Source organism: Streptomyces coffeae (assembly GCF_016741875.1).
GTDB lineage: Bacteria > Actinomycetota > Actinomycetes > Streptomycetales > Streptomycetaceae > Streptomyces > Streptomyces coffeae.
The window spans coordinates 23,639-41,845 of the sequence record NZ_JAERRF010000035.1 but is presented as its reverse complement, the minus strand read 5'-3'; the positions used below and the strand labels follow the sequence as shown (position 1 = coordinate 41,845).

The window sequence follows — 18,207 nt, the reverse complement described above, 5'->3', positions numbered from 1 at the left end:
GTGCGGAGCGCGACGGTATGGGCGTCCACAAGGCGGTGCACAAAGGGTATATCGGTCCAAAGTGATGCCCTGGCCCGGCGATGAGACCCCTCACAGGATCCCGCCCGAGGGGGGCGTTTGAACGATCATCGTGAGGGCGGGGGTAGCATATGAGCACCGCCTAGCTCGAAAGATGCGCTGTGACTGTCAACGAGGACTCGTTCACCAACTGGAAAAATCGCGAGGAGATCGCGGAGTCGATGATCCCGATCATCGGGAAGCTGCATCGGGAGCGGGACGTCACTGTCCTGCTTCACAGCCGCTCCTTGGTGAACAAGTCGGTGGTCAGCATCCTCAAGACCCATCGATTCGCACGGCAGATCGCGGGTGTCGAACTCTCGGTCACCGACACCCTGCCGTTCCTTCAGGCTCTGACCACGCTCGATCTCGGCCCGTCCCAGATCGACCTCGGCCTGCTCGCCGAGACGTACCGCACCGACGACCGCGGTCTGTCGGTCGAGGAGTTCACCGCCGAGGCCGTCGCGGGCGCCACCGGCGACAACAAGATCGAGCGCAGCGAGCCGCGCGATGTGGTCCTCTACGGGTTCGGCCGTATCGGCCGCCTCGTGGCCCGGCTGCTCATCGAGAAGGCCGGTTCCGGCAACGGCCTGCGGCTGCGCGCCATCGTCGTCCGCCGGGGCGGTGACCAGGACATCGTCAAGCGCGCCTCGTTGATGCGCCGTGACTCCATCCACGGCCAGTTCCAGGGCACGATCACCGTTGACGAGGCGAACAGCACGATCGTCGCCAACGGCAACGAGATCAAGGTGATCTACGCCAACGACCCGTCGGAGATCGACTACACGGCGTACGGCATCAACAACGCCATCCTGATCGACAACACCGGCAAGTGGCGCGACCGCGAGGGTCTGTCGCAGCACCTGCGCCCCGGCGTCGACAAGGTCGTTCTGACCGCGCCGGGCAAGGGTGATGTCCCCAACATCGTGCACGGCGTCAACCACGACATGATCAAGCCGGATGAGCAGATCCTGTCCTGCGCGTCCTGCACCACCAACGCGATCGTCCCGCCGCTGAAGGCGATGGCGGACGAGTACGGTGTGCTGCGCGGCCATGTGGAGACCGTTCACTCGTTCACCAACGACCAGAATCTGCTGGACAACTACCACAAGGCCGATCGCCGCGGCCGCTCCGCGCCGCTCAACATGGTCATCACCGAGACCGGTGCGGCTTCCGCCGTGGCCAAGGCGCTTCCCGACCTCAAGGCGCCCATCACCGGCAGCTCCATCCGCGTGCCGGTGCCGGATGTCTCCATCGCGATCCTCAATCTGCGGCTCGCACGCGAGGCCACCCGCGAGGAGGTTCTCGACTACCTCCGTGATGTCTCGCTGACCTCGCCGCTCAAGCGCCAGATCGACTTCACCAGCGCTCCCGACGCGGTCTCGAACGACTTCATCGGCTCGCGCCACGCCTCGATCGTCGACGCGGGCGCCACCAAGGTCGACGGCGACAACGCGATCCTCTACCTCTGGTACGACAACGAGTTCGGCTACTCGTGCCAGGTCATCCGCGTTGTCCAGTACGTCTCCGGAGTGGAGTACCCGACGTACCCGGCCCCGGTGGTCTGACCCGGGCGGACGGTCCGATCCGTCGTTCTGTGGTGGGGGAGCAGCCGATCCCGAGGGGGATCCGGTTGCTCCCCCACCGCCGTTCGCGGCCGTGGCGCGCCGACGCGGGCGTCAGCGGGTGTCGGTGGCGATCCGCGCCCCGAAGCCGATGAGCACCACACCGGTCACACGGTCCAGGGCACGGCGGATCCGGGGCCGCTGGAACACTCCGCGTGCCCTGGACACGAGGCAGGCGTAGCCGCCGAGCCGGCTCAGGGTCAGTGCCGCGTGCAGTGTCACCAGCAGGCCGGCAGGCCGCTCATGCGGCCATCGGGTGCGCCGCGGTCACGGGCAGGGTGGCGCGGACCCAGTGGCCATTGTCGTGGTGGCGGGTTTCGACCCGGGTGGCGAGGGTTTCCACGAGGGGGATACCGCGGCCGTGTTCGTCGGGGTCGGGGGCGGTGTGCGGCCGCCTGGGGCGGGGGAGCAGACCGTGGTCGGACACGACGAGCTGGAGGGCGCCCGGGCCGAGGGTCAGCCGGAGTGTCATCCTGCTGCGTCCGTGCCGGGCCGCGTTGGCGGCCAGCTCCCCGACGACGAGGACGGCGGCATCGCGTTCGCCGGACGGCAGATGCCACTGGGTGAGGACGTTCTCGGCGAAGTGGCGGGCGCAGCCGACCAGGGCGGCTTCGGCGGGCAGGGCGAGCAGGGCGTCGCATCCGGAGACCGGGGTGGGCGCCATCGGCGGGGGCTCCGCCGGTCGGGGGCCGACCGGCGAGGCAAGCAGGCTGGCGGTAACACACATGGGTTCGGGTCGCTTCCGGGCGGGGGTCGGCGGCTTGCTGATGCCCTTAGTTCCGGTGTACGCCCGGCCCATCGATATTACAAGAGATTCAGGGCAGAAATCCCATAAATTTAGCTAAAAGATCTCTATTTATGTGATACATCTATGTGGTCAGTCGGCGGCAAGGCGTGACCACGTCGGTCCCAGCGCCTCCAGCGCCCCCAGATACACCTGGTACGCCTCCTCCAGCACCGCCACCCGCCCCTCATCCGGCTCATGCCGTCTGCTGACCGCCACCCGGGCGCGGGGGTCATCGAGGCCGTCCAGCAGTCCGACCGCGGTGGCGGCGAGCAGGGCCGCGCCGCGGGCCGCACTCTCCGCCACATCCGTGATCTCGACCGGCCGGGCCAGCGCGTCGGCGAACATCTGGCTCCAGATCTCGCTGCGCGCGGCGCCGCCGGTGAGCCGTACGGGGCCGGTGACGGGCAGCGTCGAGCACAGGGCGTCGACATGCCAGCGGTGGTTGAGCACCACGCCCTCCAGCAGCGCCCGCAGTACATGGCCCCGCGTGTGCCAGCCGCGCATACCGAGGAAGGTGCCCGAGGTGGGCCGCCCGTGCGGGGACCCGTAGAGGAAGGGGTGGAACACCATCTCCGACGGTCCGCCGAGGTGAGTGGCGACCTCCCGGGCGATCACATCGTGCACACGCTCCCCCGCTCCGGTGGTCACGCCCATGACCCGCAGGAACCACTCGAGGTTGGCCACCGACGACGGTGAGGTGGACATGATCATCCACTGATCCGGCCGGACAAAACCACGGACCTGCCAGCGCGGGTCGAGCACCACCCGATCGCTGATCACCTGGTTGACGCTGAACGTCCCGGCCACCAGGGACAGTTCACCCGGATCCAGCCGCCCCACCCCGATCGAGGCGGCGTCCACATCGTGCGCACCGGTGACCACCGGGGTACCGGCGGTGAGCCCGGTGGCCGCGGCGGCCTCGGGTGTGACCGTTCCGGCCAGGGCGTCGGAGGCCAGCACCGGCGGCAGTTTCCCGGCCAGATCACTGACGCCGTACAGCTCCAGCAGCTCCGGCGAGTAGGCCCGGGTGCGGACATCGGTGAACGAGGCGCTGGCGTCCGTGGGATCGGTCGTGGGTGTGCCGGTCAGCTTCAGCCGGAGCCAGTCCTTGCAGAACAGCAGCCACCGGCTGCGCCGCACCGCGTCCGGGTCGTGGCGCACGAGCCAGGGCAGCAGGGCCGCCGGAGAGCCCGCGAAGGGCACCTGACCGGAGCGGTACAGGGCACGCTCCCACAGCGGGGTGTCCCGCCAGTCCTCCAGCAGGGGTTCGGCCCGGGTGTCCAGCGCGAGGATCGCCGTGCGCACCGGTCGCAGCCGCCCGTCCACGGGATAGACACCGTCGCCGTGTCCGGACAGCCCCACCGCCGCCACGGCCCGGCCCGCCTCCTCGCCCGCCGCCTCGAGGCAGTCCCTGATCGCCAGCCGTGCCGCGTGCCACACCTCGTCCATATCGCGTTCGACCCAGTGCGGCCGGGGGCTGCTCAGCGGCACGGTCGCGCTGCCGCGCGCCACCTCGTGCCCGGTGGCGTCGAACAGCAGCGCCTTGGTCACGGTCTGCCCGGCGTCGATACCCAGCAACAGTTCACGCACGGGGTGTTACATCCATTCCAGTTCACGGGCGTTGACCGCGCCCGGACAGCGCCCGGTCGCCGCCAGCTCGGCGATGACCTCGGCGACCAGCCGGGCCGAACGCACATTGGTGGTGACCGTGTCGCCGCCGTAGTGGGTGGTGAGCGTGACATTGTCCAGCGCGCGCCACGGGCTGTCGGCGGGCAGGGGTTCCTCGTCATGCACATCGAGCCCGGCCCCGGCGATCCGGCCGGCCGCCAGCACCTCGTACAGCGCGTCGGTGTCCACCAGACGGCTGCGCGCGGTGTTGAAGAAGTACGCGGTGGGCTTCATCAGCGCGAAGTGCCGCCGCCCGATGAACCGTTCGGTCTCCGGTGTCAGCCGGGCGAACACATGCACGGCGTCGGACTCCCGGAACACCGTGTCCAGATCGGCCGCCCGCTGTGCACCGTGGCGCCCCAGCACCGCGTCCGGCACATACGGGTCATGGACCAGAACGCGCACATCGAAGCCGCGCAACCGGTCGGCCAGCTCCTGCCCCACATGGCCCATGCCCACCATGCCGACGGTGCTGCCACCGATCTCGTCCCCGGGGCCGCCGAAGTCCTTGCGCCACCCTCCGGCCTTCACCGACGCATCCGCGCGCGCGATGTCGCGCGCCTCGGCGAGCATCAGCCCCAGGGCGAGTTCGGCCACGGCCGAGGCATTGCGTCCGTAGACCGGTACGACGGCGATACCGCGTTCGGTGGCGGCGGCCACGTCCACGTTCTCCAGCCCGGTCCGGGCGACACACACCGCACGCAGCGTCGGCGCGGCCCGCAGCATCTGCGCGGACACCGGCGCGAAGTGCACGGCGAGCACCCCGGTGTCCCCGAGCGCCTCGACGATCTCACCGGGCACCGGCACCGCCTCCGGCCCCCGCAGCTCCATCTCCTGCTGCGCGGCGTGCTGCTCGGCCTTGGTCCCGGACCAGTCGACACTGCGGACCGGGCCGATGTCCGGGCCGGTGTCCCGCCCGGACACCTCGGCCAGGGCCTCGACATAGCAGGCGGCCGGGATGAAGTGGTCGCCGACGACTAGGACACGCACCGCTGCTCCTCTCTGTCCTGCTCGGTGTTTTCGCAACGGGTCTCGGCGGTCACCGGCTATTTCACCGCCCCCATGGACAGGCCGCGGGCGAGCTGGCGCTGAGCCAGCCACCCCATCAGCAGCACCGGCAGACAGGCCAGTGTGGCCGCCGCGGCCAGCCTCGCCCAGTACAGCCCCTCGCTGGTGATGAAGCCGACGAGGAAGACGGGCATCGTCGCGGACCGGACCGACGTCAGGTTCAACGCCAGGAAGAACTCGTTCCAGGAGAAGATCACGCAGATCAGCGCGGTGGCGGCGATACCGGGCGCCACCATGGGAAGCAACACCCACATCACCTCCTGACGCGCTGTCGCCCCGTCCACCCGTGCCGCCTCCAGCACCTCGCGCGGAATCTCCAGGAAGAACGAGCGCAGCATCCACACCGCCACCGGCAGGTTCATCGCCGCGTACAGCACGATCAGGGTGCCGATGCTGTCGAGCGCGCCCAGGCCGCGCGCGGCCAGATACACGGGAATGATCGCGGCGACCACCGGCAGCATCTTGGTGGAGAGGAAAAAGAACAGCACATCGCGCCATCGGCCCACGGGCCGGATGGACAGTGCGTACGCCGCCGGTGTCGCAAGCAGCAGCACGATGGCGGTGGAAGCCGCGGCGGCCAGCGCGGAGTTGCCCAGATAGAGGCCGACGCCCTCGGCGAACACCGCCCGGAACTGCTCGAGCGTCGGTGCGAACACCACCTTGGGGGAGGCGGTGTAGGCGTCCGCCTCGGTTTTGAACGCGGTGAGCACCATCCACAGCACCGGGAAGAAGAACACGGCGGTCACCAGCCAGGTTCCGGTGGTCCACAGCCACCGGCCGAACCGGCGGCGGTACGGCGGGCGGAGCGTGGCGGGGATCCTCATCGGTCGCCCGCCCCGGTGCCGGTGAACGCCGTGAACAGCAGTCGCAGCGCCAGTGCGGCGGCCACCAGTGTTCCGGCGACCGTGACCACGCCCAGCGCGGAGGACTGCCCGACGTCGAAGCCGAGGAACGCCCGCTGGTAGATGTAGTAGGGCAGATTGGTGGTCCGGGTGCCGGGGCCGCCCTGCGTCATCATGTAGATCACATCGAAGGTGTTGACCAGGTGGATCGCACCGAGCAGCACACCCAGTTCGATGTAGCGGCGCAGATACGGCAGGGTGATCCAGCGGAAGGTGGCCCAGGGCCCGGCGCCGTCCACTCGGGCCGCCTCCAGGATCTCGGTCGGCTGGCTCTGGAGCCCGGCGAGGACGATGAGCATCATGAACGGTGTCCATTCCCAGACCAGGACCGTGACCACCGACGCCACGGGGAAATGGTTGACGAAGTCGGTGCCCTGGACGCCGAACCAGGACGCCGTGTAGTTGACGAGCCCGAAGACCGGGTCGAACATGGCGGTCTTCCACAGCAGCCCGGCGACCGCGGGCATCACCAGGAACGGCGAGATCAGCAGGGTGCGGGCCAGGCCCCGGCCGGGGAAACGGCGGTCGAGCAGCACCGCCAGCGCCACCCCCAGCGCCATGGCGAACGCGACCGTCAGAACGGTCAGCTCGATCTCGGTGAGCAGCGCCGCGCGGAACACGTTGTCGGTGAACACGTTCGTGTAGTTGGCCAGGCCCACCCAGTGCTCGGACCCCGGCCGGAGCAGATTCCTGGACTGGAAGGAGAAGACCACGGTGAAGACGAAGGGCAGCTGGGTGAGGACGACCAGCCACAGCAGGGCCGGAGCCAGCGGCCAACCGCGCCGCCCTGCCGCCCGCCGCGGCGGGCGCCGTGCGGGGAGCGGCCCGGCGGTTGCCGTCGGGCCCGCGGGTGGGAGAGAGCCGACTGCCATGGCGGTACCTAGCGGCCCAGCCGCTGCTGATCGCGGCCGACGGTCCGGGCGTAGCGCTGGGACTGCGCCAGTGCGGTGCGCACCGATTCCTGTCCGCTGATGGCCGCGTTGATCTGCTGGCTCACCCGGGTGCCCAGATCCTGGAACTCGGGGATGTCCAGGAACTGCACACCGGTGTACGGCACGGGCAGCACGGTGGGGCGCTGCTGGTCGGCGTGGCGGATGCCCTGCAACGTGGGGCCCGCGAACGCCCGCGCGATCCGCCGGTACTGCGGGATGGCGTAGGTGGAGTATCTGCTGCCCGGCGGCAGCCGGGACCACCCCAGCCGCCGCCCCACCAGCTCGATGTACTCCCGGGAGGTGGCCCAGGACATGAACGTCCAGGCGGCGTCCTGATGGGTGCTGGTCCGGGGAATGCCGAGCGACCAGGAGTACAGCCAGCCCGACCACGCCATGCGCTCCACCGGTGCCGCCACATATCCCGTTCTGCCGACCACCTTGCTGCTCGCGGGATCCTCCAGCACACCCGCCGCCGAGGTGGCGTCGTACCACATGGCCGCCTTGCCCTGGGCGTAGTGGGTGGCGCACTCGGTGAAACCCGCGTTGGCCGCCCCCGGCTCTCCGTGCCGGCGCACCAGGGAGACGTAGAACCCGACGGCCCGCTCCACCTCCGGGGTGGTGAGCTGGGCGTTCCACCGCAGGTCGTACCAGCGGCCACCGAAGGTGTTGATCACGGTGTTCAGCGGTGCGAGCACCTGGCCCCAGCCCGGGGCCCCGCGCAGACAGATCCCCGCCACCCCGTGCCCGGGGTCGTCGAGCGCCTTCGCGAAGCGCGCCACCTGCCGCCAGGTGGGCCGCTTCGGCATGGTCAGCCCCCGGGCCGCGAAGAGGTCCTTGCGGTACATCAGGAACGACGACTCGCCGTAGAAGGGGACCGAGTAGAGGTGTCCGCGGTAGGACAGCGCGGCGCGGATCGGGGCGATGAAGTCGGACGGCGCGTAGCCGGGGGTGCGGTCGGCCCGCCCCTGGAGGTCGGCCAGCCAGCCGTTCCGCGCCCAGATGGGCGTCTCATAGTTGCTGATCATGACGATGTCGAACTCACGGCCACCGGTGGCCACCGACTCGGTGATCTTCTGTCGTGCCTGGTTCTCCGGCAGTGTCACAAAGCGCACCCGGATGTCCGGGTGGGACCGTTCGAAGGACGGGGTCAGCGCCTCCATGTCCTTCATCTGCGGATTGGCCACCACGGCCACCGAGACGGTGGTGCCGTCACCGGCCCCCACCCCGCCGAATCCACCACAGCCCACCGCCAGCAGCCCCGCCGCGCAGATGCCGGCCGCGACACCGGTCACCCGCCGCCCCAGCGGTGGTCGCGACATACCGGATCCCTCTCCGCCGTCGGCGTGCCTGCCGGACCAGCACGGCGTTGTCCACGGTCGGCACGAGCATGATCGCGGGCCTTCATCGTGATGCTCTCACCTTCCCCGGGGGCGCGCGCGGCAACGGCCGGTGACGGGGTGACCGCCTTCAGTCCCGCCACCGGTGACGCGGGGGCCGTATCGCCTTGCGCGAGCAGGGGCATATGGGAACCTCGACATCGAGGTCACCGAGGTGTGCCGACCGCGGTCGCGCCGTGGCGATCGCGCCACGAGAACCGGCCGCCGGAGCCGGTACCGCCAGCGAGGGAGGACAGGTGCCCGCCAAGGTTCGGTCGTCGCAGGCCACCGTGGAACAGCGCCGTCAGGCCGTCCTGCGCCATGTCGCCGAGCACGAGGAGGTCCGCATCGACGACCTCGCCGCCCACTTCGGCGTCAGTCTGATGACGATGCACCGCGACCTCGACGACCTCGCGGCGCGCCATCTGCTGCGCAAGGAACGCGGCCGGGCCGTCGCCTTCCCCGCCCTGACCATGGAGACCGCCACCCGCTTCCGCGAATCGGAGAACCTCGCGGCCAAGCAGGCCGTGTGCGAGGCCGCGGCGGGCTGGATCCGTCCCGGTGACACCCTCGTCATGGACGACTCCACCACTCTGTATCCGCTGGCCGACCTCCTGGCCGGGTCCGAACAGCTCTCGGTGGTCACCAACTCGGTCGGCATCGCCCAGCGTCTGGCACCGGCCACCGGGGTGGACATCACCTTGCTGGGCGGCCACTACCGGAGTGAGTTCAACTCCTGCACCGGCCCCGAGGTCACCCGCGTTCTGTCCCGGATCCGCGCCGATCTGTGCCTGATGTCCGCCACCGCGATCCTCGAAGGCAGCCTCTTCCACCCGCTGCGCGAGTACGCGGATGTGAAGGAGGCCATGATCGCCTGCTCCGAGCGTTCGCTGCTGCTCGCCGACCACACGAAGTTCGGCAAGACCGCCACCTACGCCTTCGGTGACATCGGCTCCTACGAGGCGGTCATCGTCGACTCGGGCACACCGGAGCACGAGATCGACGCGATCCGGGGCCACGGGGTCCGGGTGGAGACCGTGGCCCCGGCCGTTCCGTAGCCGCGGAGGGGGCAGCAAGCGCGGTCGGGTCAGGAGACGCGGACGGGTCAGGAGGGTTCTTCGGGGGCGACACTCTCCACACGCACCCCGAGACCACGGATGGCCGCGATCTCCTCCTCCGGTGTACCGGTGTCGGTGACCACCGCGTCGTAGACGGCGGCCGTGCCGTACCCGTACGTGGCCGTCCTGCCGAACTTGGAGTGGTCGGCCAGCAGCAGCGACTGGTTCGCGGAGGCGAGCATGGCCTCCTTGATCTCCGCGTACTCGCGCAAGGGATGGAACAGCCGCCCCTCGAGGATCGCGGTGGCGGATGTCAGAGCGAGATCGGCGCGGATCCGGGAGAGGGCGCTGACGACATCCGGGCCGGTGCAGCAGTTGAACTCGCCGTTGTAGCGCCCGCCCAGCAGCGTGATGTCCACCTCCGCCGCGCCGCTCAGCCGCTGGGCGAGGCCCACCGAGTTGGTGACGACGGTGAGTTGGCCGACCGACGCCAGGACGTCGGCCAGCGGGTAGAGGGTGGTGGAGTCGTCGAGCAGCAGGGTGCTCCCCGGGGTGATCCGGTCGGCCACCGCCGCGCACAGCGCGGTCTTCGCCGCCAGCCGCGCGCTCTCCCGGAACCGGGTGGCGGTCTCCATGGTCAGGGCGGGGAAGGCGACGGCGCGACCGCGCTCCTTGCGCAGCAGATGGCGGGCGGCCAGGTCGTCGAGATCGCGGTGCATCGTCATCAGGCTGACGTCGAAGCGCGTAGCCAGATCGTCGATGCGGATCTCGCCGTGCTCGACAACATGGCGCAGGACAGCCTGCCGCCGCTCCTCGACGGCGGCCTGCGACAGCCGTGCCTTGGCCGGCATACGGCCTCCTTCCCCTCCGCGCCCGGCGCGGTTCGGCCCGTCCCCGGGCACACCAGCGGCTTGATCGTCGTACGGACGTGAGCGGCCTCGTCCGGTGTCCCGGTCGGTGTCCCGCTCCGCTTCCTTCCGTTCTTCCCGATCCTCCGGTCGCTCCAGACCGTACCGGTGCGGTGACCGGCGCCTCCACCTCCACCTCGGTCTCCACCTCACCGGACGCGGTCAGGGAGGCGTTCATGGCCGGTCCGCCTGTCCGCGGGCCGTGATGCGGTCGACGCGATCGGCCGCGGCGCGCATCGCCCCGGCGGGTGAGGTGTCCCCGGCGAGCATCCCGGACAACTCGTCGTAGATGGCCGTGTCGCACTCCGCCCACAGGGGGATCTTCGGCCTGAGCCCGATGTTCTGGGGATCCCACACCTGCCGTACGGCACGTGTGGAGAGCATGGTGGGCATGGGGGAGGGCCGGCGCTCGGCCGCGGTGACACGTGGCATCGCGTACACGGAGCCGCGGGTGGGAGTCCCGCCGCCCACTTTGCTCGCGAGGACGGCCAGCTGGGTCCTCGGGGCGGTGGCCCAGTTCAGGAACAGCCAGGCGGCCTTGCGGCGCCGGGCCGGAACGAGGTTCGAGATGGCGATACCGGTGCCGCCGTACATTCCGGCCGAGCGGACCGGGCCCTTGGGCAGCCGGGCGTAGCCGACCTTCCCGGGGAGGGCGGCTTCGTTGGACGCCGCGTACTCGTGCCAGTTGGGGCACATGGCGATGCGTCCGGCGCGGAAGGCGGCGCCGAGCCCGTCCCAGTCCCAGGTGCGGGAGCCGGGGTCGGCGATCTTCAGCAGCCGCTGGTAGAAGGCGGCCCCCTCGACCGCCGCGGCCGAGCGCAGCTGACAGGTGCCGGGGTCCTGAGTGCCCAGACGGCCGACGCGTGATCCGTCGAGGAAGTAGTCGCCGCCGTAGGACCAGAGCAGATTGGAGAAGTCGCACATCAGGGAGTCGTGCCGGTTGGCCTGGTGTCCGGTGCCGTAGCGCACCTCGTCGGTCTGGTCGTTGAACCACCGGGCGATGGCGTAGTACTGCTCCCAGGTGGTGTTCTCGGCGGGTGTGGGATCGAAGCCGAGGTCGTCGGCCATCCGCGCCCGGTGCTTCGTGAACAGATCGGCGCGGTACTGCCAGACCATGGTCGGGCAGTCGTACGGCAGCGCCAGCACGGTGGTGTCGTCCTCGAAGCGTCCGGCCGCGTCCAGGTGGGTGGGGATGAAGTCGCGGAAGCCGCCCGCCAGATGCGGCATCGCGCCGTCGTCCTCGAACTCCCGCAGATCGGTGAAGGCGGAGGCGTAGGGGGCCAGCACCAGATAGGGGTCCGCGTACACCACGTCGTACGCCCCCTCCCGGGAGTCGATGTCGCGGGCCACCCTCCGCGCCAGGGCCGACAGTTTCAGCGTGACGATGCGGACCCTTATCCCGGTCAGCTCGGTGAACGGCTCGAGGTGGGCAGCGATCGCGGCGGTCGGTGCGGTGTTCTCGGAGAGGAAAGTCAAGGTGGTACCCGCGGACGACTGCCACGGCACGGTGTCGGCGAGGGAGTCCGCGTCCAGGTGGTCCGCGAAGGCGGTGAGCAGACCCGCCGCCCCGGCGATGGCGGCGCCACCCAGGAGGGCGCGGCGGCTGATGCGGGGCCTCGGGGGTCTGAGAGGAAGGAGAGAGGGCATGGGAGTGCGTCGTCCCTTGAAGTCGTCGAGTCGTGGGGCGCGAACGATGGTGTACAGCATTCTTAGTAGAAGATCAGCAGTTTGTTAACGCATCTTGCGTGATATTTATGGCTGACCTATCGTTTCACCGGCCACGGAGGACACCTTTCCCACCTCCACCGTCAGGAGCGCAGACATGCGAGCAGTGGTCTTCGATCGGCCCCACCACTTCCGCGTCATGGACGTGGACGATCCGCGGCCGCGCCCGGAGCAGGTCCGCCTGCGCACCGTGGCCACCGGGATCTGCGGTACCGACCGGCATCTGCTGGCCGGCGGATTCATGGCCCGCTTCCCGCTGATCCCCGGACACGAGATCGTCGCCGAAGTGGAGTCGCTCGGTGAGTGCGTCGCAGGACTGTCGATCGGTGACCTGGTGGCCGTCGACAACACGGTGCTCTGCGGCCACTGCGCGCCCTGCCGACGCGACCAGCCCCTGTACTGCGACCACTTCTTCTCGCTCGGCGTCAACGGCCCCGGTGGCTTTGCCGACTTGCTCGTGGCACGGGCCGAGAAGTGCTTCCCCCTCGACGGTCTGGAGCCGATGACGGCCGTCCTCACCGAGCCCCTGGCCTGTGCGATACACGGGGCCGATGTGCTGGCGCTGCGCCCGGGGTCCGATGTACTCCTCTTCGGCGCGGGCCCCACCGGTCTGCTGCTCGCCCAACTCCTCGTCCACGGCGGCGCGGCCCGTGTCACCGTCGCCGCGCCCAGCCCCCATAAACTCGACGTGGCCCGGCACCTGGGAGCCGACGAAACGGTGCGGATGGACCGCTCGGATCCACAGGCGTCGCTACGACGGCTGCGCGCACTGGCCCCCTCCGGATTCGACGCGGTCATCGAAGCCACCGGGGCTCCCGCCGTGCTGGCCATGTGTCCGGAGATGACCCGCACCGGCGGAACCGTGCTGGTCTACGGGATGGCCGGGGCCGACGACACCGTGCCCTTCTCTCCCTACGAGATCTTCTCCCGCGAACTCACCATCAAGGGCTCCTTCGCACAGACCCACCGCTTCGACCGCGCCCTGCTGTTCCTGCGGACCGGCCGCATCCGCACCGACGGCATCATCACCGACCGCTTCCCGCTCGAACGGTTCGGCGACGCACTGTCCGCGGTCGCCGGCTCGACCAGCGTCAAGGCCGTTGTCATGGGGTGACGGACGGTGGGGCGAGGCCATCACTCAGGGATGGGCGGGGCGTGGGCCATGGGTGTGGAGGAAGAGCGCGGGGCCCGTGCCCAGGCGGCCGTCGGCCGCGAGGGCGAGCAGCGCGGCCATGGCCTTCGCCGTGTACACGGGTTCCAGTCGCAGGGACGTGGCCTCGTCGGCGAGGTGTTGGGCGCGCAGGGCCTCCGGTGTGGGGTGGCCGTAGCCGGGGCCGAGCCAGTGGCGTACCAGGGTCAGGTGCTCCGGTCCGATGCGGATCGGCGGGAGGTCGGCGCCGCGTGACCGGAGGAGGCGTACGGTCCTGTGGGCCAGACCGGCCACGGTGGGTGGGTCCAGGCGGAGCGTGTCATTGACCACCACGCCCACGACACGGGTACGGAGCCCGGCGAGACGCAGGCCGAGGACAAGCCCGGCGGCGGTGCCTCCGCTGCCGACGGCGGTGATGACGTGGGAGGGCTCGGGGAGGGAACCCGCCGCGATCTGCGCCGCGAGTTCGAGGGCGGCTTCGACATAGCCGAGCGTGCCGACCGGGGTGGAGCCGCCCGCGGGGAGGTAGTGCGGCGGCCGTCCCGCGGTGGTGTGGCGCAGGAAGAGCCAGGGGGCGGCGGCCATGGTGCGCAGCTTGGTGCGGGTGAAGTGGAGCGTGGCCCCGGACCGGCGCAACCGCACCAGCTGGGCCCGGACATGGTCGTCGACCGGCTGGTCGATGAGGGCCAGGGCGGTGGCCAGACCCTGCTCCCTGGCGTACAGCGCGGTGGCCAGGCCCCAGTTGGTGCCGAGACCTCCGACGGTGAGGAGGGTCCGCGCCCCGCGACGTTGTGCTTCGGGCAGCAGCCATTCGAGTTTGCGCACTTTGTTGCCGCCCCAGCCGCCGTGGCCGTAGCCGCTCTCGTCCTTGCACCAGAGTGAGAGGCCGGGTACCAGATCTGGCAAATCCCGTACGGGCGTGGGGGCTTGGCCGAGCGGCAGGTAGGGGACGGTGGCCGCGGGTGCGGGAAACCGGTCATGGAGCTCGGGGTGGCGGGGCATGACGGGGCGCACCATTCTGCGGTCCTTTCGGCGGTCGGCCGCTCGTGGTCGGGGCGGCTGGTGGGCACCGCCAGCGTCCCCCGGAAACGTCCTCGGCACACCCTGTGGGCGCTCGCGACGGCGTGCGCGCGCCCCTCGGCCTCCGGGGAGAACGAGGGGCGCAGGAAGGGGCTTCCGGACGCGCGAGCGGACTGGTGCGTTACGCGATGGTTCCCTTTCCTCCGCCGTCGACTTCCCAGCCGCCGTCGTATCGAAGCCGCGGCCTGGTCGGTACGTCCTGATAACTACCGCTACTGCCGCCACTCCCACTGCCACCGCCGTTGTCGTCCAGCCACGGCTCCTGGTAGATCTCCGGTGGCGGGTCGAACGTGGGGCGGTAGCCGTCCTTCCATGCCTTCATCCCGTGCTCGCCGAAGGGCAGCTTGGCGATGTTGTGCTCGGTCGGCGCGAAGTCCTTGATGCGCAGCAGGTCAGCGAGCATATAGGCAGCGATCACCTGCCGCAGTGTTTCCACCACGACCTTGGCCTGGTCGGCGACCCGGCCCATACCGAAGCCCCAGGAGGAGAGCATCTTCTCCGAGGAGGAGTAGATGTCGAATGCGGCGGCGTTCTGGATGTTGTCCGCCAGGGATTTCCAGTCTTTCTTGATCTTCCCCGCGGCGACGACCGACTCCTCCAGCGGAATCAGCACCTTCTGCACCGACGTGATCTCCACCCGGTAGCCGTCACCGGGCTTTGGGCCGTTCCCGGCCGAACCGCCCTTGTCGTGGCTCCCGCTCACGTGGCGTCCTCCGGCCCCTGCTCGTCGGTGTCCTCCAATGACCGCGCGTCCAGCACAACGGTCCGCGGGCCCAGCGGGTCGACCAGCGCGCGTACGCCCTCGGGCAGCAGCTCCACCACGTCCTCGAGCGTCGTGGAGGCCCATGGGCAGACGCCCGCGAACAGCGCGAGCCGTTCCAGGGAGGTGAAGACCGGGACGACCGGGCCCTCTTCCGTCTCGGAGACCAAGAAGCCCGGTTCATCCGGCCGTTGGAAGTACAGACGCACCGACCGCAGCGCTGTCAACCGGTCCGAACGAGACATCGAGGCAATTGCCTCATCGCGCACCAAATCGCGCAACGACATGTCTTTCCCCCGTATCGCTCCGTGGCCATGAGGTGTGACCACCCATCGGAGATCGTCGCACATCAGGTCCACGATCCGGACGGGAGCGAGCCGTTCGCGCCCATGATGAAGCCCACAGCCACCCCGCTGTCACCCCCACTCCGCCGGTGGCTCAAATGGGATCTTGGCTTCATGGCCATCCCGCCCAATGTGATGCTTCGCTCACAAGGCGGAGGGTGCCCTACGGCTTGCCGAAGGCCGGCGGCGGCACCAGCGTCGTCGGCGGGCTCGCGGTCAGCACCTCCAGCCAGGGGTCGGGCCGCCGCGGCCGGGCGGCCGACCGGGTGTACTGCTCCACCAGGCGCCGGGCCACGGACGGCGCGAGCAGGGAGTCGCCCCAGGCGCAGCTCCGCCATGGCGCCCCGGCCCGTTTCGGAGATCGCGTCGAAGGCGGCCTCCGCCCGCTCCGGCGCCGTACGCACAGCCACCGGTCGCGGGCTCCAGCTCGGGCCCGCGGGGCACGACGAACGGCATCGTCATCGCCGCCTGGACCAGGAGCGCGATGCCGAGGTCCACCGCCAGGGGGTTGGCCGTCCCCAGTGCGACGACCGGCCTCCCATCACCGCCGTAGGCGTCCGTGCGGGTCCATCACGGTGTGCCGTCCCAGCGCCAGGTGGTGCGCCGGGGGTGTCCGGGCAGGTCGATACGGCCGGTGGCCCACAGCAGCGTGGGCCACGGTTCGGCGATGGTGGCCGGGACGTCGGGGAACAGCCGGGCGAGCACCCGTGTGCACAGTCCGGCGGGCGGCTCCCAGCCGAGCCCGAGCCCCTCGGCCATGTCATGGGTGTGCACCAGGGTTTCCACGATGCCCATCGCGGCGAAGCCTTCGGGGTCCGCGGTGCCGAAGACGTGGTAGGCGCGGGTGTGCGGGGACGCCGTACGCACCATGGCCACCAGCAGTGCGCCGCTCGCCTCGAGTACGCGCAGCAGCCCGACGGGCCCCGCCGTGCGGTCGGCGTGGATGGCGTTCGCCGGGCCACCGGGGCGGCGGCTCTCCCATACGAAGGGCACCTCGCCGTCCAACGGCGGCGTGGCGGGGCCCAGTTGGGCGGCGTACGCGAAGAGGTCGTCGCTGAGGTGCTCTGCCGTCTCCCAGCAGTCCCACTCCAGCGCACCGGCCCTGCCGTCCCAGGCGTCCGGGGGTGCCGTGCGCAGCACATCCACGGCGAGCCGTACGGCGAGGCCGAGGTCGTCCGCGGTGACGGGGGAGGGGCGGGGGCTGGTCTCTGATGATCCAGGCATGGGCGGACCGTACCCCGGGTGCGGGAACCGCGCCCACACCCTTTCCGCCCGGGTGCCCGAGCCGTCCGGTCGCCGGGTACGCACGGCGCCCGGACGGCCCCGCACTCGTCCTCAGACCGTCCGGTGTTCCTCCTCCAGCGCCTCCTTGAGCCGTTGCAGGGTCTGCCGCATGCCGCGCCGGTTGAACTCGGCCCGGTCGCGCACCCCGGAGACCACCGGGCTGATGAGGCGCATCAGCCCTCCGCGCTGGTCGATCCAGGTTTCGGTGACCTGGGTGGCCCGGCCCTCGTCGAGCGGTTCGAAGCGGTAGCTCCAGACCGCGATGCGCAGCCCCGCGGCGCGGACCACGAAGGTGAAACGCTCGCCGGGGTCGGCCGCGGTAACGGTGCACGCGGTCGACCACGGGCGCCGGTCGGAGCGGTTGTGCCCGGTGAACCGCGTCCCCGCACGTATCTCCGTGGCGACGCCGCCCTTGACTTCGCCCCCGGTGCACTCGGGGCTCCAGCGGCCCATGTCGGCCACCCGCGTCACCGTGTCGTACACCGCCCGCGGCGGGCGGGCGATCCGGATGGTCTCGGACACCATGTCATCCGTCATCGGCCTCTCCTCATCGGCTCCTCCATCGTTGCTGCCGGTCAGCAGACCAGGTTCAGCACATCTCGTTCAGCAGAGCAGGTGCAGCGCCTCCGGCAACACCCGTGCCGTCACCGGCAGTTCGGCCTCCACCTCGCCGTCGGCGCCGTAGGGCAGCGCCCGGTCGGCCTCGATACGCACCTCGCGTCCGTGCAGGATCTCCACCTCCGGCCGCCGGATGTGCCGTCCGGTCTTGAGCTCGTTCATCATGCTGAAGAACAGCAGCCGTGAGGCATGGTGGATGACCACCACATCGAGCACACCGTCGCGCACCGAGGCGCCGGGCGCGATCTGCCGGCCGAAGCCGTAGTAGCCGGAGTTGGCCGCCACCACGGTGTATCCGGTGCGCTCGTGCGGGGTTCCGTCGATGGTGATGCGGTAGTGGGCGGGCCGCCAGGTGGTGACGGCCCGCAGTCCGCCCATGTAGTACGAGGCGGCGCCGCCCAGCGCACGGTAGTCGTCGGCGTGCCGGTTGGCCAGGGCGTCGACGCCCGCGTACACACTGCCCAGGACCGCCATCCGCTGGTGGACGGCGGACTCGATCTCGATGGCATCGGTCTTCACGGGTTCGGCGTGCAGCAGCACTTCGGCGAGGTCCGCCACCTTCTCGGGCAGTCCGAGCGCGCGGGCGAAGTCATTGCCCCGGCCCGCGGGCACGATGCCCGCGACGGCGTCGGTCCCGGCCAGGGCGCCGACGACCCGCCCCGCCAGCCCGTCGCCGCCCACACCGAGGACCACCCGGCCCCGCTCGGCCGCGCGCAGGGCGAGGTCCCGCGCATGGCCGAGACTGCGGCTGTACTCGACTTCGAGCTCCGCGCCCCCTTCGCGGAGGGCGCGGGCCAGCGGGACCAGGGACTCGCTGCCCGAGCTGCCCGAGGTGGGTTTGACGACGGCGGTGAAGTGGCGCATG

At 70.4% G+C, this 18,207-nt stretch carries 18 protein-coding genes and 1 pseudogene; 3 read left to right on the top strand and 16 right to left on the bottom strand.

All coding sequences use genetic code 11. From position 1 onward, the window contains the following. Window positions 1–179 precede the first annotated feature (179 nt). On the top strand, window positions 180–1,625 hold the full coding sequence (locus tag JK363_RS36115) for a glyceraldehyde-3-phosphate dehydrogenase (protein ID WP_201881970.1): 1,446 nt from the start codon (window positions 180–182) through the stop codon (window positions 1,623–1,625). A 111-nt stretch (window positions 1,626–1,736) separates the two neighbouring features. Here JK363_RS36115 and JK363_RS36110 read toward each other — a convergent pair whose 3' ends face one another. The 7 genes from JK363_RS36110 to JK363_RS36080 all read right to left on the bottom strand — a co-directional run bounded on the left by JK363_RS36110 (window position 1,737) and on the right by JK363_RS36080 (window position 8,358). Then, window positions 1,737–1,904 carry a hypothetical protein gene (locus JK363_RS36110; protein WP_201881967.1) on the bottom strand — a complete coding sequence of 56 codons (168 nt, stop codon included), beginning with the start codon at window positions 1,902–1,904 and terminating at the stop codon, window positions 1,737–1,739. Between the two features lie 19 nt (window positions 1,905–1,923). After that, window positions 1,924–2,346 (bottom strand): ATP-binding protein, encoded by a 423-nt coding sequence (locus JK363_RS36105; RefSeq protein WP_201881965.1) that lies wholly within the window; start codon window positions 2,344–2,346, stop codon window positions 1,924–1,926. A gap of 213 nt (window positions 2,347–2,559) precedes the next feature. Further along, window positions 2,560–4,059 (bottom strand): FGGY-family carbohydrate kinase, encoded by a 1,500-nt coding sequence (locus JK363_RS36100; protein ID WP_201881963.1) that lies wholly within the window; start codon window positions 4,057–4,059, stop codon window positions 2,560–2,562. A gap of 6 nt (window positions 4,060–4,065) precedes the next feature. Beyond that, window positions 4,066–5,127: a 2-hydroxyacid dehydrogenase gene (locus JK363_RS36095; RefSeq protein WP_201881961.1), complete on the bottom strand. Its 1,062-nt coding sequence runs from the start codon at window positions 5,125–5,127 to the stop codon at window positions 4,066–4,068. A gap of 56 nt (window positions 5,128–5,183) precedes the next feature. Continuing rightward, window positions 5,184–6,029 carry a carbohydrate ABC transporter permease gene (locus JK363_RS36090; RefSeq protein ID WP_201881959.1) on the bottom strand — a complete coding sequence of 282 codons (846 nt, stop codon included), beginning with the start codon at window positions 6,027–6,029 and terminating at the stop codon, window positions 5,184–5,186. Further along, window positions 6,026–6,979: a carbohydrate ABC transporter permease gene (locus JK363_RS36085; RefSeq protein WP_201881957.1), complete on the bottom strand. Its 954-nt coding sequence runs from the start codon at window positions 6,977–6,979 to the stop codon at window positions 6,026–6,028. Before JK363_RS36085 ends, JK363_RS36090 begins: the two co-directional genes overlap by 4 nt. An 8-nt stretch (window positions 6,980–6,987) precedes the next feature. Further along, a complete protein-coding gene (locus JK363_RS36080; RefSeq protein ID WP_201881955.1) occupies window positions 6,988–8,358 on the bottom strand; it encodes an ABC transporter substrate-binding protein in 1,371 nt (456 codons plus the stop codon). A gap of 314 nt (window positions 8,359–8,672) precedes the next feature. On the opposite strand from JK363_RS36080, the gene JK363_RS36075 reads away from it, so the two are divergent. After that, on the top strand, window positions 8,673–9,473 hold the full coding sequence (locus JK363_RS36075) for a DeoR/GlpR family DNA-binding transcription regulator (RefSeq protein ID WP_307822004.1): 801 nt from the start codon (window positions 8,673–8,675) through the stop codon (window positions 9,471–9,473). Window positions 9,474–9,520: 47 nt separating this feature from the next. Here JK363_RS36075 and JK363_RS36070 read toward each other — a convergent pair whose 3' ends face one another. Both JK363_RS36070 and JK363_RS36065 read right to left on the bottom strand, forming a co-directional pair. Continuing rightward, window positions 9,521–10,324 carry a DeoR/GlpR family DNA-binding transcription regulator gene (locus tag JK363_RS36070; protein WP_201881953.1) on the bottom strand — a complete coding sequence of 268 codons (804 nt, stop codon included), beginning with the start codon at window positions 10,322–10,324 and terminating at the stop codon, window positions 9,521–9,523. A gap of 231 nt (window positions 10,325–10,555) precedes the next feature. After that, window positions 10,556–12,028: an extracellular solute-binding protein gene (locus JK363_RS36065; protein ID WP_201881952.1), complete on the bottom strand. Its 1,473-nt coding sequence runs from the start codon at window positions 12,026–12,028 to the stop codon at window positions 10,556–10,558. Between the two features lie 175 nt (window positions 12,029–12,203). Between JK363_RS36065 and JK363_RS36060 the strand changes: the two genes are divergently transcribed. Then, the gene (locus JK363_RS36060) at window positions 12,204–13,220 is read left to right on the top strand and encodes a zinc-dependent alcohol dehydrogenase family protein (RefSeq protein ID WP_201881946.1); all 1,017 of its coding nucleotides are present in this window, start codon (window positions 12,204–12,206) and stop codon (window positions 13,218–13,220) included. Window positions 13,221–13,244: 24 nt separating this feature from the next. On the opposite strand, the gene JK363_RS36055 is transcribed toward JK363_RS36060, so the two are convergent. From JK363_RS36055 to JK363_RS36025, 7 genes and pseudogenes are all read right to left on the bottom strand, one after another. After that, window positions 13,245–14,273, bottom strand: coding sequence for a 1-aminocyclopropane-1-carboxylate deaminase/D-cysteine desulfhydrase (locus JK363_RS36055; RefSeq protein ID WP_236076382.1), 1,029 nt, complete (start codon window positions 14,271–14,273; stop codon window positions 13,245–13,247). A 184-nt stretch (window positions 14,274–14,457) separates the two neighbouring features. Beyond that, window positions 14,458–15,039: a hypothetical protein gene (locus JK363_RS36050; RefSeq protein WP_201881944.1), complete on the bottom strand. Its 582-nt coding sequence runs from the start codon at window positions 15,037–15,039 to the stop codon at window positions 14,458–14,460. Beyond that, window positions 15,036–15,341 carry an SseB family protein gene (locus JK363_RS36045; RefSeq protein ID WP_236076381.1) on the bottom strand — a complete coding sequence of 102 codons (306 nt, stop codon included), beginning with the start codon at window positions 15,339–15,341 and terminating at the stop codon, window positions 15,036–15,038. The genes JK363_RS36050 and JK363_RS36045 overlap by 4 nt, the downstream gene beginning before the upstream one ends. A gap of 289 nt (window positions 15,342–15,630) precedes the next feature. Beyond that, window positions 15,631–15,774 (bottom strand): annotated as a pseudogene (locus JK363_RS36040) (DNA-binding response regulator); the annotation flags it as partial. Window positions 15,775–16,010: 236 nt separating this feature from the next. Then, window positions 16,011–16,664: a hypothetical protein gene (locus JK363_RS36035; protein WP_201881937.1), complete on the bottom strand. Its 654-nt coding sequence runs from the start codon at window positions 16,662–16,664 to the stop codon at window positions 16,011–16,013. Window positions 16,665–16,775: 111 nt separating this feature from the next. Next, window positions 16,776–17,261 carry an SRPBCC family protein gene (locus JK363_RS36030; RefSeq protein WP_201881936.1) on the bottom strand — a complete coding sequence of 162 codons (486 nt, stop codon included), beginning with the start codon at window positions 17,259–17,261 and terminating at the stop codon, window positions 16,776–16,778. 66 nt (window positions 17,262–17,327) lie between these two features. Continuing rightward, complete coding sequence (locus JK363_RS36025) at window positions 17,328–18,206, bottom strand: diacylglycerol/lipid kinase family protein (protein ID WP_201881935.1); 879 nt, start codon at window positions 18,204–18,206, stop codon at window positions 17,328–17,330. Window position 18,207 lies beyond the last annotated feature (1 nt).

What these genes read in the sequence shown, in the direction of transcription:
- JK363_RS36065 (WP_201881952.1), bottom strand. Translation starts at nt 12,028, where the DNA reads ATGCCCTCTCTCCTTCCTCTCAGACCCCCGAGGCCCCGCATCAGCCGC.
- JK363_RS36070 (WP_201881953.1), bottom strand. Translation starts at nt 10,324, where the DNA reads ATGCCGGCCAAGGCACGGCTGTCGCAGGCCGCCGTCGAGGAGCGGCGG.
- JK363_RS36060 (WP_201881946.1), top strand. Translation starts at nt 12,204, where the DNA reads ATGCGAGCAGTGGTCTTCGATCGGCCCCACCACTTCCGCGTCATGGAC.
- JK363_RS36055 (WP_236076382.1), bottom strand. Translation starts at nt 14,273, where the DNA reads ATGGTGCGCCCCGTCATGCCCCGCCACCCCGAGCTCCATGACCGGTTT.
- JK363_RS36035 (WP_201881937.1), bottom strand. Translation starts at nt 16,664, where the DNA reads ATGCCTGGATCATCAGAGACCAGCCCCCGCCCCTCCCCCGTCACCGCG.
- JK363_RS36090 (WP_201881959.1), bottom strand. Translation starts at nt 6,029, where the DNA reads ATGAGGATCCCCGCCACGCTCCGCCCGCCGTACCGCCGCCGGTTCGGC.
- JK363_RS36025 (WP_201881935.1), bottom strand. Translation starts at nt 18,206, where the DNA reads ATGCGCCACTTCACCGCCGTCGTCAAACCCACCTCGGGCAGCTCGGGC.
- JK363_RS36080 (WP_201881955.1), bottom strand. Translation starts at nt 8,358, where the DNA reads ATGTCGCGACCACCGCTGGGGCGGCGGGTGACCGGTGTCGCGGCCGGC.
- JK363_RS36045 (WP_236076381.1), bottom strand. Translation starts at nt 15,341, where the DNA reads ATGTCTCGTTCGGACCGGTTGACAGCGCTGCGGTCGGTGCGTCTGTAC.
- JK363_RS36030 (WP_201881936.1), bottom strand. Translation starts at nt 17,261, where the DNA reads ATGACGGATGACATGGTGTCCGAGACCATCCGGATCGCCCGCCCGCCG.
- JK363_RS36105 (WP_201881965.1), bottom strand. Translation starts at nt 2,346, where the DNA reads ATGGCGCCCACCCCGGTCTCCGGATGCGACGCCCTGCTCGCCCTGCCC.
- JK363_RS36085 (WP_201881957.1), bottom strand. Translation starts at nt 6,979, where the DNA reads ATGGCAGTCGGCTCTCTCCCACCCGCGGGCCCGACGGCAACCGCCGGG.